Origin of the sequence: Neisseria sp. HMSC070H10 (assembly GCF_001837635.1) — a bacterium.
GTDB lineage: Bacteria > Pseudomonadota > Gammaproteobacteria > Burkholderiales > Neisseriaceae > Neisseria > Neisseria subflava_A.
In genome coordinates this window covers 1-12,026 of the sequence record NZ_KV833363.1, presented here as the reverse complement: position 1 = coordinate 12,026, position 12,026 = coordinate 1, and the positions used below count along the sequence as shown (strand labels likewise).

Genomic DNA, 12,026 nt, shown 5'->3' with positions numbered 1-12,026 from the left:
TTAGGGGATTTTGGGGAATTTTGCAAAGGTCTCAAATGGTTTGGGTTTGACATGGAATCAGGTTGATTTAGACAGGAAGGTCTGTTGGTATCATCCTGATGAAATGAAAGCTGGAAATACACTGGGTGTTGCTTTGAATGATACTGCTGTTGAAGTATTAAAGCGGCAGATAGGCAAGCATAAGAAATTTGTTTTTGTGAATAAGCGGAATAAACCAATTAGCGGCATTAACAGCCGATATTGGAAGAAGACGTTAGAACTGGCAGAAATAGAAGACTTTATTTGGCACGATTATTTAAGGCACACTTGGGCAAATTGGTTAGTTCAGCTTGGCGTACCATTGAGAGTGTTGCAAGAAATGGGTGGTTGGAAGACGTTAAGGATGGTGCAGAGATACGCACATTTGGCTCCTGAACATCTTCATCAACATGCTCAAGTTTTGCACGAGCTTGTCACATTTGACACAAATGGTGCAAGTTAGACACAAATCAGGCACAAACAAAAAAGACAGCCTTACAAATAAGCTGTCAATTAGAAATTTGGAATATTAGGTTTTTCAATAAATTCAGATATTTATTGGTGCCCGGAGCCGGAATCGAACCGGCACGGCCGGTTTAGGGCCGACGGATTTTAAGTCCGTTGTGTCTACCTATTTCACCACCCGGGCGTAGACAATAAATTGAGAGATTGGAGGCGGGGGCGCGGATTTGAACCGGCCTATATAAGGGTTGCACCCCTTATAGCATAAACACTCTGCCACCCCGCCATGAAATGGATGGAGGCGAGAGTCGGAATCGAACCGGCGTAGACGGATTTGCAATCCGCTGCATAACCACTTTGCTATCTCGCCAAAACTACGTTTGAGTGTTGTAGTATGAAACTGGAGCGGGAAACGAGTCTCGAACTCGCGACCTCAACCTTGGCAAGGTTGCGCTCTACCAACTGAGCTATTCCCGCATTTGAGTGCATCTGAAATTAAACTGGAGCGGGAAACGAGTCTCGAACTCGCGACCTCAACCTTGGCAAGGTTGCGCTCTACCAACTGAGCTATTCCCGCTCTGATATTTGTTGCTTCGTATATCGAAGAAGACGCAATTATTATGGATTTAATCGTGTGCGTCAAGTGTTTTGTTTTTATTTTTTTAAAAATTTTATTTGAATTCTTTCCATGCCATTTTCAGGTAGTAGCACATGGACCAGATGGTCAATACAGATGCTATAAACATCAATATGTTACCAATGAGATAGAAAGGGTCGTTATATTTGTCTGTGCCGATAAGTAAAAGGAAGATGGCGATCATTTGGGCAGTGGTTTTGAATTTGCCGATAGTGGCCACTGCAACGCTGCCGCGTTTGCCCATTTGTGCCATCCATTCGCGCAGGGCGGAAATGGTAATTTCTCGGCCAATAATAATCATGGCGAAGATAGCGTATGTTCTGCCAAGGCTGACGAGCAGGAGCAGGGCAACGGCAACCATGAGCTTGTCGGCAACGGGGTCGAGGAATGCGCCAAAGTCGGAAGTTTGTTTCCAGCGGCGTGCCAAAAAGCCGTCGAACCAGTCTGTAATAGCGGCAAGTGCAAAGATGATAGCGGCTGTCCAGTTGACGGTTTGTGGTTGAATCCATGTGTTCGGTAAATAGAATAGGATGGTAAACACGGGGATTAATAGGACGCGCATCCAGGTAAGTAAAATAGGTATGTTCCAAGGCATGGTTTGTGACCTTTTGGACGATGTGTCGGATTGTCCATTATAGCTTATTTGCTTACTGGGCTTTTTTGAGTGTTGTTTTTTTGCCGACAAGTAACGTGGGCAAAGGGCTTTGTTATGCGGGTTGTGAAGAAAGTCTGTTAAGGCCGTCTGAAAAATGGGTTGTTGAGGGGTATAAATGTTTTTGGGCAGGTAAGTGGCTGCAAAATAGTGGGCAACGAGGTCGGCCTGCTGCTCAATATTGAGTTGGTTGAAGTGAGGCAAAGGCATGGGATAGGCGTAAGCTTTGCGTTTCCTATATCCGCCTTTGAGCATAATGAATAAACCGGATAACCAAACTTTGTGACCGCGCTGGTGTTGCCAGACGTGTGTAAGCTCATGAATCAGCCAGATTTTGTAGGCAATGCCGGCTTGAGTGAAATCATCAGGGCAGTGTTTGCGCGGGAAATATATATTTCCATTGGGGGCAATGGCGGTATTGGGGTTGGGTAGGAAGGGGATGCCACGATATATTTTAATGCGGTTGAAGTCTATGCCGTTGGCAAAAACCTGTTTTGCCATACGGACTTCATTTTCTGTCAGTCTGCGCCAATTGGAAAAAATCATATTTTAAAGAATGATAGAGGATATAAAGATTTTCAGGCCGTCTGAAAGGTTTCAGACGGCCTGACATGGGATTTATTGTTCTTCTGAGGCGGCTTGTTTGCCGTTGTCGAACAATTTGTCCATAGGCGTCAGATTGACTGCGTTGCCTTGGCTGACTATCCATTTGTTTTCAACACGCCATACGCCTGAGGCATCTTCAACGCGCAGGTACCAATGATTGGTTGGGCGTAAAGGTTTAAAGACGGCTTCGTATTCCATGCGGCCGTTTTGCGGTTCGGCTGTTACGGCGCGCAGCTTGACGGTTTGGTCATCGGCTTTGCGCGTTGGGTGCATCAACAATAGGTTTAATGGCTGTTTGGTATCGAATTGTCCACTGACGAATACTTTGGCGGCATTCATGTCCGGACTGATTAAAACCTGCACCTGAATCTGTCGTTTAACGGCTTCTTCATCGCGGTGAAGCTGGATTTCGATGTGTTTGCCGTCTTTATAGTAATCGTCGGAAACTAAGTCTGTCGTATGTTCTTTTGCGACGAAGAACATAGACACGCTGGCGATAACGACAAAGATTGGACCTGCCATCAGCACCCAAGGCCAAGTGTGTTTATACCAAGGCTTAGTGGAATTGGGTTTGGACACCGTTGTTATTCTCCAATAAAGGTTGCTTTTTCATTCAAGACAGTCGGTTCGGCATCAGCGTCATCGGTTTCACGATATGTGAAAGTAAATTCAATCGGCTGGCTGCCTTTTTCGGCGTACTCAGGGATGGTGGATACTTGAACCGGAATGGTCACGGTTTCGCGTGGCGCAATTTTAATACCGTTTTCGGGTAAGCCAGTCAAGGCGATATCATCAAAACCTTTGACTGTGGCAGTAACGGTCTGCTCATGTTCGCTCTTATTAATGATGCGCAGGTTGTAGGCATTTTCCAACCAGCCTTGGCTGTTTTCACGCACCATCACGCCGCGGTCTTTCAGAATATCCACTTCGACCATTTTACGGGTGGAAATACCGGTTAAGAAAGCAATAATAACCACAAACAATACTGCACCATAACCTGCAACGCGAGGGCGTTTCAGGCGTTTTTTGATGTCGCTTTCAGGGTATTCATGCTCCATTGCGCCTTCGGTAGTATAACGGATCAGGCCGCGAGGATAACCCATTTTGTCCATGATTTCGTCACAAGCATCGACACAGGCTGCACAACCGATACATTGGTATTGCAGACCGTCGCGGATGTCGATACCAACGGGGCAGACTTGTACGCACATGGTGCAGTTGATGCAGTCGCCTAAGCCGCTGTCTTCTTTGTTGGCGGTTTTTTTGCGTGCACCGCGAGGTTCGCCGCGTTCGGTATCGTAGGAAATAATCAGCGTGTCTTTGTCAAACATCGCACTTTGGAAGCGTGCATACGGGCACATATGCAGACACACTTTTTCGCGCATGATGTGGGCAAAAAAGAAGGTCATGAATCCGTAAAACGCTGCGGCAAACATTGCGCCACCGCCTGCTGCTCCGGTGAATAAATCGGGAACAAACTGGCGGATAGGGACAAACCAGCCTGCAAAAGTGATACCTGTCCATGCACAGACAAGGAAAATCAGCAGGTATTTGGTGGCTTTAATACGGATTTTAGTAAAGTTCCAAGGCGATTTTTCCAGTTTTAAACGTTTGTTGCGGTCGCCTTCAACCAAGTTGTCGATCCAAAGCATGATTTCGGTGTAAACCGTTTGCGGGCAAGAGTAGCCGCACCACAAACGACCGGCAATGGTTGTCCACCAAAACAGTCCGAAAGCACAAATCATCAGCAGCAAGGCAAGGTAAATCAAATCGCCCATGCCCAGTGACAGGCCGAAAATGAAAAAATGACGGTCAGGGATATTGAATAAAACTGCCTGACGGTTACTCCAGTTAAACCATGGAATTACGTAAAATACAAACTGGGTCGCCAATACGGCGGCGATACGTAGTTTGGCAAAGCGTCCTTCTGCTTTTTTCGGATGGATGCGTTCGCCTTCGGGATGAATTTGAATTACGCTGGATTTGGGTTTGGAAGGTTTGGGCGGAGTGGCTTTTGCCGTTTTTTCTGTTGAGGGTGTGGCGTTTTCAGCTTGGTTTTCGGGTGACATAATCAGTGTTCCTTAATCGAAGTGCACACAAGCCTTTTGTCATGGTAGTAGTTTGATGCGAATATTTTCAGACGGCCTTTGGAGTGCATATAAAATCATAACATTTGACTCTATGCAAAGCAAAAGCAGGGTTTAGCCTTAACAATAGTTGCGGTACTCCTGTCTCATACAAGGCCGTCTGAAAAGAGCAGTATTCAAAGACTTACGGAATAAGTGTAGGTTTATGCTTATAGTGATTTCCTATTTATCCGATAAAAAATTTACAACATACTGTTTCAAAACGAAATAACAGTTAATATCATCTATCCCGTCCGTTTCAGATGGCCTGTTGGAAATCATGCCGTCTGACAATGCAAATATCAAAGGCTATTCTTGAAAGCACGGCTGATTCAGGCGATAATCGGCACACTTTTTTCATATTTCCAATCTTGTCCAAGGAAGGTCAAACCATGTCTCAACTGGCAAACGCAATCCGTTTCCTCTCAGTCGATGCCGTACAAAAAGCCAACTCTGGCCACCCGGGTGCGCCTATGGGTATGGCGGAAATGGCGGAAGTATTGTGGACGAAGTTCCTCAATCATAATCCGGCCAACCCAAAATTCTACAACCGCGACCGTTTTGTCCTCTCCAATGGTCATGCTTCCATGATTCTTTACAGCCTGTTGCACCTGACCGGCTACAACGTTTCTATTGATGATCTGAAAAATTTCCGCCAACTGCACAGCAAAACCCCCGGCCATCCGGAATACGGCTACACCGACGGCGTGGAAACCACGACCGGCCCATTGGGACAAGGTATTGCCAACGCAGTGGGCATGGCTTTGGCTGAAAAAATCTTGGCTGCCGAGTTCAATAAAGACGGCTTGAACATCGTTGACCACCACACTTACGTCTTCATGGGCGACGGTTGTATGATGGAAGGCGTATCGCATGAAGCCTGTTCGCTTGCCGGTACTTTGGGCTTGGGCAAACTGATTGTTTTATATGATGACAACAATATTTCCATCGACGGTAAAGTGGACGGATGGTTTACCGAAAATATTCCGCAACGTTTTGAAAGCTACGGCTGGCATGTGATTCCAAATGTAAACGGTCATGACACTGCTGCCATTCAGACGGCTATTGAAGCAGCCAAAGCCGAAACTGGCAAACCTTCCCTGATTTGCTGCAAAACCTTAATCGGCAAAGGCAGTGCCAATAAAGAAGGCAGCCACAAAACCCACGGCGCGCCTTTGGGTGCGGACGAGATCGAAGCCACACGCAAACATTTGGGTTGGGCTTATACTGCGTTTGAAATCCCTCAAGAAATCTATGCTGCATGGGATGCAAAAGAAAAAGGCGCGAAACTTGAGGCCGAATGGAACGAACTCTTCGCTCAATATCAAGCCAAATATCCTGCCGAAGCCGCAGAATTCGTGCGCCGTATGGATAAAAAACTGCCGGACAACTTTGATGCATACGTTCAAGCCGCATTGAAAGAAGTGTGCGCCAAAGCAGAAACCATCGCCACCCGTAAAGCCAGCCAAAACAGCATCGAAATCTTGGCAAAAGAGCTGCCTGAATTGGTGGGCGGTTCTGCCGACTTGACCCCGTCCAACCTGACTGACTGGTCAAACAGCGTTTCCGTTACCCGCGAACACGGCGGCAACTATATTCACTACGGTGTGCGCGAGTTCGGCATGGGCGCAATCATGAACGGTCTTACCCTGCATGGCGGTGTGAAACCATTTGGCGCGACTTTCCTGATGTTCAGTGAATACGAGCGTAACGCCTTGCGCATGGCTTCGCTGATGAAAATCAACCCTGTATTTGTGTTCACCCACGATTCTATCGGTTTGGGCGAAGACGGTCCAACCCATCAACCTATCGAGCAAACTGCCACTTTGCGCCTGATTCCAAATATGGACGTATGGCGTCCATGTGATACCGTTGAATCTTTAGTGGTATGGTCTGAAGCTGTTAAAGCGGCCGACCACCCGTCCAGCTTGATTTTCAGCCGTCAAAACCTGAAATTCCAAGCGCGTGATGAGCAACAGCTGAACGACATCAAACGCGGTGGCTACGTCATCAGTGAAGCTCAAGGTAATGCGCAAGCTGTTGTAATTGCTACCGGTTCTGAAGTTGAATTGGCTTTAGAAGCTCAAAAAATATTGGCAGAACAAGGTATTGCCGTGCGTGTCGTTTCTATGCCTTCTACCAATGTATTCGACCGCCAAGACGCCGCCTATAAAGCTGCTGTTCTGCCGGAAGGCTTGCCGCGCATAGCCGTAGAAGCCGGACACGCCGACGGCTGGTACAAATACGTCGGCCTGAACGGCGCAGTAGTCGGTATCAACCGCTTCGGCGAGTCTGCACCTGCTGATTTGCTGTTCAAAGAATTCGGCTTTACCGTAGACAATGTGATTGCCACTGTTAAATCCGTCTTGTAAATCAGATTTTTGATTGAGATAAAAAGGCCGTCTGAAATTTCAGACGGCCTTTTATTTTTCAGTCGGTTAAACAGTTTCTGCTTCAGGTTTGACCTTGTTTTTCTTAAACTTCAACACGGCTTCTTCTTTTGCTGCATCCCAGTCTATCCGCACGAAGCCGCCGTCGGTGAGTTTGCCGAACAGGAGTTCGTCGGCGAGCGGTTTGCGGATTTTTTCCTGAATCAGGCGGTGCATCGGGCGCGCGCCCATTTGCGGGTCGAAACCTTTTTCCGCCAGATATTTGCGCAATGCCTGAGTGAATTCGGCTTCGACTTTTTTGTCGAGGAGCTGGTGTTCGAGCTGGAGCAGGAATTTGTCCACGATTTTGGCGATGATGGGTTCGGACAAGGGTGCAAACGGGATAATCGCGTCCAAGCGGTTGCGGAACTCGGGTGTGAAGAGTTTGTTGATCGCCTGCATTTCGTCGCCGCGTTCGCGTTTGGCGGTGAAGCCGAGGCTGGGTCGGCTGAGGCTTTCAGCGCCTGCGTTGGTAGTCATAATCAGGATGACGTTGCGGAAATCGGCACTCTTGCCGTTGTTGTCGGTCAGTTTGCCTGCGTCCATGACTTGCAGGAGGACGTTGAAAATGTCGGGATGGGCTTTTTCGATTTCGTCTAAGAGTAATACGCAATGCGGATGTTTGTTGGCGGCTTCGGTCAAAAGGCCGCCCTGGTCAAAGCCGACGTAGCCCGGCGGCGCGCCGATCAGGCGTGATACGGCGTGGGGTTCCATGTATTCGGACATGTCGAAACGTTGCAGCGGTACGCCCATCGAGTAGGCAAGTTGTTTGGCGACTTCGGTTTTGCCGACGCCGGTCGGACCGGAGAAGAGGAAGCAGCCTATGGGTTTGTCGGGCAGGGCGAGGCCGGAACGCGACATTTTGACGGCGGCAACCAGCGCGTCGATGGCGTTTTCCTGACCGTAAACCATGTTTTTCAAATCGCGTCCGAGGAATTGCAGCACTTGTTTGTCGTCGTGCGACACGGTTTTTTCGGGAATCCGCGCGACTTTGGCGATGACGGTTTCGATTTGCGCTTTGCCGATGACTTTTTTCTGTTTGGATTTGGGCAGAATCCGTTGCGCCGCGCCTGCCTCATCCATCACGTCGATGGCTTTGTCGGGCAGGAAACGCTCGTTGATGTAGCGGGCGGAGAGTTCGGCGGCGGCTTCGAGTGCGCCTTGCGTGTAGCGGACTTGGTGGAAACCTTCAAACATCGGTTTCAAGCCGCGCAGGATTTGCACGGTTTCGGCGACGGTGGGTTCGACCACGTCGATTTTTTGGAAGCGGCGGCTTAAGGCGTGGTCTTTGTCGAAAATAGTGCGGTATTCGTCGTAAGTGGTCGCGCCGATACAGCGCAGCGAACCTTTTGCCAGTGCGGGTTTGAGCAGGTTGGACGCGTCCATCGTGCCGCCGCTGGTGCTGCCCGCGCCGATGATGGTGTGGATTTCGTCGATAAACAAAATGGCTTGAGGGATTTTTTCGAGCTGTTTCAAGACGGATTTGACCCGCGCTTCAAAGTCGCCGCGGTATTTCGTGCCCGCCAAAAGCGAACCCATATCCAGCGCGTACACTTCGGCATCTTTAAGCGCGTCGGGAATGTCGCTGTTGACGATTTGATGCGCCAGCCCTTCCGCCAGCGCGGTTTTGCCCACGCCAGCTTCGCCGACCAAAAGTGGATTGTTTTTGCGGCGGCGGCATAGGATTTGCACCAGCCTTTCCATTTCGTGTTTGCGACCAATCAAAGGGTCGATACGGCCGGCTTTGACTTCAGTGTTGAGATTGACTGTGTAGTCGGAAAGGGAGCCGGTTTTTTGTTCCGCTTCTTCGCCCTCGCGTCCCAGGCCGTCTGAATCATTGCCGTCCTCGTCATCGGGCGAGCCATGGGCAATGCAACGCAAGACTTCAAAGCGTGTAATGGATTGCAATTTGAGGAAATAAACGGCATGGCTTTCGGATTCGCTCATCATGGCAACCAAAATATCCAAAGGCTCTACTGCGGCTTTACCGGCAGACTGGGTATGCACCATCGCCCGTTGGATGACGCGTTGGAAGCCCAATGTCGGCTGGGTTTCGACCGTATCCAGAAGATGATCGGGAATTTGCGGCGTATTTTCAGCAACGCTGGCGGCAAGCTGCTCGGACAGGACTTTCAAATCCACACCGCACAGTTTCAAGACGTTCGGCACAGCTGCATCTTCTTCTATCAGCACCAAAAGCAGGTGCTCTAAGCTGATAAACTCATAACGCGCGTTGCGTGCTTCACGGTAGAGCAGTTGCAGGATGTGTTCCAATTCGGGTGAAAGCATGGTTTAAACCTCTTCGACTATACATTTGAGCGGATGCCCTTCAGCTTTGGCACGTTCCATGACCTGATGTTGCTTAGTCTGGGCAATATCGCGCGTGTAGGTGCCGCACAGGCCTTTGCCTTCGTGGTGCACCAGCAACATGACGGCCACTGCCTGTTCCTGTGCAAGCATAAAGACTTCGGTCAGGATTTCGACGACAAATTCCATGGTGGTGTAATCGTCGTTCAATAAAAATACGCCGTAACGTTTCGGCGGCTGTGTGTTGATATCGCTGAGCAGGGTATCGGATTGGTGGTCGGTATTCGGATGGTTCATAATCTTAGGTTTCAGTTTTCAGACGGCCTGTTTTAGAGTGTAAACCGTTTTCTGTTGTATTTCGGCAATTTTTTTCTATTTTGCCACTTTTTTGAAAACATAGCTTGACGTTTTGTCTTAACAAATGTAAAAAGACGGTTAAGCAGAAGTTGGCACTCGACCGCGTATGCAATACGCGGGAGAAACGCTGAACGTTTTAGTTTGCTGTATGCCTTGTTTTGCTGATTTTGTTAATTTTTAAGTATAGGAAGTTTCTAATGGCAACCGGTATCGTAAAATGGTTTAACGACGCTAAAGGTTTTGGTTTCATCACTCCTGATGAAGGTGGCGAAGATTTGTTCGCTCACTTCTCAGCGATCAACATGGAAGGTTTCAAAACCCTGAAAGAAGGCCAACGCGTGTCTTTCGACGTAACCACCGGCCCTAAAGGCAAACAAGCTGCTAATATTCAAGCTGCTTAATCAAATGCGCGGCATAAGCCGTAAAATCATGGCGGGGTTTCCCGCCATTTTTTATGGGCGTTCGAGTCAAAAATTATGAATCAAAATTCATCTTATCAAAATGCTTTAAACCAGTTGGACGAGCTTATCCGTCATTTTCGCAGCGAAGGCGAGGTTAGCTGCGCCGTTGCCGAGCGTGAAGACCAAATCTTGATCCGCCTTGCCGATTTGAAACTGGATTTGCGCCCTGAAGATAAAAAAGCGATTGCCGATATAGACTGCTTTTACCGCCGCCATGTTTTAAGCAAATAAACGTTTCAAAACCGTTTGCCGTTTTATTTTTTAAGCATGCCTGATAAAATAGGCCGTCTGAAAAGTTTGTAAAGAATCAGCACAATGAGTATTGCCAATAATAAAAAAGCCTTTCACGATTTCTTTATCGAAGACCAAATCGAAGCCGGTATAGTATTGGAGGGATGGGAAGTCAAAGCCATCCGCGCTGCACGCGTGCAATTAAAAGAAAGCTATATCTACTGGAAAAAAGACGCATTCTATTTGGTGGGCTGCCACATTACCGCATTGCCCACTGCTTCGACACACGTCAAACCCGACCCTGTCCGTCCGCGTAAGTTGTTGTTGAAACAATCGGAAATCAACAAGTTAATCGGTAAAACCGAACGTGCCGGTTATACGATTGTGCCCTTAAACCTGCATTACACCCGCGGTATAATCAAAGTGGAAATCGGTTTGGCCAAGGGTAAGAAACAGCATGACAAACGCCAAAGCCTGAAAGAAGCGGATTGGAAGCGTGAGAAACAGCGTTTGATGAAAAACGTACGTTGATTTTTTCAGACGGCCTTTTATAAAGGCCGTCTGAATATTTATTGTTTGAAAATTTTAAAAAGGAAAACAGATGAAAACCATGATTTTAGCGGCGGCTTCAGCCGTATTGTTGCTGGGCGCGTGTTCCACTACGGAACAAAGAGTATTGAAACCTGAAGAGCTGACCAGCATCAAACATGTCTGCATCATTCAAAATGCAAAAGTAAGGCCGCATGATTTGGATCGTGCTTTGTCTAAAGCTTTGGCAAAACGCGGCATTGGCAGCACTATTGTGACAGCGGACAACCGTGGCAAACTGTATGATTCTTCTTGCCCGTATAACCTGCGTTACAAAACCAAAGGCAATGACGAAATCTTGCGTAAAGGCGTATTTGTGTTGCGAAGCACGAAGTATGCGGTTTCTACTGTCAGCTACTCTTTAAATGATGAAAACCACTTCCGAACCAATCCTGATTTGGTGAAACAGGCTGAAGGCGTTGTGGCCAAATTGTTGGAAAAAAACAGCAAATAAAAGCCAGAATAAAAAACCGGCTTGCCGTGATATGGAGAATATCGGGCAAGCCGGTTTTATTTTCAGACGGCCTTAAATGGATTTGATTTTTTCCCAGAGGGTTTTGACCGTACCTTGATAGTAGGTTTCAGAAGTGCAATAGACTGTTTCTAAAGCACATTGTCCTTGTGAACCGTATTTTTTGATACACTGGTTCAAGGCAATTTGATGCACGGTTTTGAAACGTGGGGAGGTAATGGCCACTACGTTTTGAGCAGTCAATTTGCCCATGGCTTTAGGGTAGGCAACAGCGATACAGGTGTTGTGCAGAGGGACAACCGTTTTGCAGCCTGTTGCTTGGCCTGAGCTGATGCCGGCTAAGGCATCTTGGCCTTTGCAGAATGTTTCGAGTTCGGCTGTCGCATCCAGTTGGGTGGCATTTTCTTTAGTGGTTTTGATTTGCAGCACTTCATTGCTGTCGGTAGGGTTTTGCCACATGGCCAGGTAGCCGTAAGTATCGGCAGCCAGGGCGGCAGGAGTCAATGCGCAAAGGATCAGTGTCATTAGAGTTTTTTTCATGTTCGTTCCCTGTTTGTTGGGTATTTGTTGTTATTATAAAGCAAAAGTACTTATTTGATATAAATTTGCTTTTAAAATGAATATTTGAGTGTGGCAGATAGATTATAGGCCGAGACCTTTGCAAAATTCCCCAAAATCCC

Annotated in this window: 12 protein-coding genes and 5 tRNA genes; 6 read left to right on the top strand and 11 right to left on the bottom strand. The window is 47.7% G+C overall.

The annotated features are described in order from the left end of the window. Nucleotides 1–40 precede the first annotated feature (40 nt). The gene (locus HMPREF2606_RS02965) at nucleotides 41–481 is read left to right on the top strand and encodes a tyrosine-type recombinase/integrase (protein ID WP_283120568.1); all 441 of its coding nucleotides are present in this window, start codon (nucleotides 41–43) and stop codon (nucleotides 479–481) included. Nucleotides 482–577: 96 nt separating this feature from the next. Here HMPREF2606_RS02965 and HMPREF2606_RS02960 read toward each other — a convergent pair. From HMPREF2606_RS02960 to ccoG, 8 genes are all read right to left on the bottom strand, one after another. Next, nucleotides 578–667: transfer RNA gene (locus HMPREF2606_RS02960), tRNA-Leu, on the bottom strand. Nucleotides 668–688: 21 nt separating this feature from the next. Next, nucleotides 689–766: transfer RNA gene (locus HMPREF2606_RS11035), tRNA-Cys, on the bottom strand. Nucleotides 767–776: 10 nt separating this feature from the next. Further along, nucleotides 777–850: transfer RNA gene (locus HMPREF2606_RS02955), tRNA-Cys, on the bottom strand. 31 nt (nucleotides 851–881) lie between these two features. After that, a tRNA-Gly gene (locus HMPREF2606_RS02950) sits at nucleotides 882–957 on the bottom strand. A 24-nt stretch (nucleotides 958–981) separates the two neighbouring features. After that, a tRNA-Gly gene (locus HMPREF2606_RS02945) sits at nucleotides 982–1,057 on the bottom strand. Between the two features lie 94 nt (nucleotides 1,058–1,151). Then, complete coding sequence (gene pgsA, locus HMPREF2606_RS02940) at nucleotides 1,152–1,712, bottom strand: CDP-diacylglycerol--glycerol-3-phosphate 3-phosphatidyltransferase (protein ID WP_003679552.1); 561 nt, start codon at nucleotides 1,710–1,712, stop codon at nucleotides 1,152–1,154. A 675-nt stretch (nucleotides 1,713–2,387) separates the two neighbouring features. Continuing rightward, on the bottom strand, nucleotides 2,388–2,954 hold the full coding sequence (locus HMPREF2606_RS02935; protein ID WP_083325213.1) for a FixH family protein: 567 nt from the start codon (nucleotides 2,952–2,954) through the stop codon (nucleotides 2,388–2,390). Between the two features lie 5 nt (nucleotides 2,955–2,959). After that, the gene (ccoG, locus tag HMPREF2606_RS02930; protein WP_070460945.1) at nucleotides 2,960–4,444 is read right to left on the bottom strand and encodes a cytochrome c oxidase accessory protein CcoG; all 1,485 of its coding nucleotides are present in this window, start codon (nucleotides 4,442–4,444) and stop codon (nucleotides 2,960–2,962) included. A gap of 449 nt (nucleotides 4,445–4,893) precedes the next feature. On the opposite strand from ccoG, the gene tkt reads away from it, so the two are divergent. After that, entirely contained in the window at nucleotides 4,894–6,873 is a 1,980-nt protein-coding gene (gene tkt, locus HMPREF2606_RS02925) for a transketolase (RefSeq protein ID WP_070815040.1), read from the top strand. 66 nt (nucleotides 6,874–6,939) lie between these two features. Here tkt and clpA read toward each other — a convergent pair whose 3' ends face one another. Together clpA and clpS are read right to left on the bottom strand one after the other, a co-directional pair. Then, nucleotides 6,940–9,219 carry an ATP-dependent Clp protease ATP-binding subunit ClpA gene (gene clpA / locus HMPREF2606_RS02920; protein WP_070843291.1) on the bottom strand — a complete coding sequence of 760 codons (2,280 nt, stop codon included), beginning with the start codon at nucleotides 9,217–9,219 and terminating at the stop codon, nucleotides 6,940–6,942. A 3-nt stretch (nucleotides 9,220–9,222) separates the two neighbouring features. Next, on the bottom strand, nucleotides 9,223–9,534 hold the full coding sequence (clpS, locus tag HMPREF2606_RS02915) for an ATP-dependent Clp protease adapter ClpS (RefSeq protein ID WP_003679561.1): 312 nt from the start codon (nucleotides 9,532–9,534) through the stop codon (nucleotides 9,223–9,225). Between the two features lie 257 nt (nucleotides 9,535–9,791). Between clpS and HMPREF2606_RS02910 the strand changes: the two genes are divergently transcribed. From HMPREF2606_RS02910 to HMPREF2606_RS02895, 4 genes are all read left to right on the top strand, one after another. Further along, on the top strand, nucleotides 9,792–9,995 hold the full coding sequence (locus HMPREF2606_RS02910) for a cold-shock protein (RefSeq protein WP_002217533.1): 204 nt from the start codon (nucleotides 9,792–9,794) through the stop codon (nucleotides 9,993–9,995). A gap of 75 nt (nucleotides 9,996–10,070) precedes the next feature. Continuing rightward, on the top strand, nucleotides 10,071–10,286 hold the full coding sequence (locus HMPREF2606_RS02905; protein ID WP_070843290.1) for a branched-chain amino acid ABC transporter: 216 nt from the start codon (nucleotides 10,071–10,073) through the stop codon (nucleotides 10,284–10,286). Between the two features lie 84 nt (nucleotides 10,287–10,370). Further along, complete coding sequence (gene smpB, locus HMPREF2606_RS02900; protein ID WP_070843289.1) at nucleotides 10,371–10,817, top strand: SsrA-binding protein SmpB; 447 nt, start codon at nucleotides 10,371–10,373, stop codon at nucleotides 10,815–10,817. Between the two features lie 70 nt (nucleotides 10,818–10,887). Then, entirely contained in the window at nucleotides 10,888–11,328 is a 441-nt protein-coding gene (locus HMPREF2606_RS02895; protein WP_070608621.1) for a hypothetical protein, read from the top strand. A 72-nt stretch (nucleotides 11,329–11,400) separates the two neighbouring features. Here HMPREF2606_RS02895 and HMPREF2606_RS02890 read toward each other — a convergent pair whose 3' ends face one another. Continuing rightward, entirely contained in the window at nucleotides 11,401–11,886 is a 486-nt protein-coding gene (locus HMPREF2606_RS02890) for a DUF4189 domain-containing protein (RefSeq protein ID WP_070713471.1), read from the bottom strand. Nucleotides 11,887–12,026: the final 140 nt, after the last annotated feature.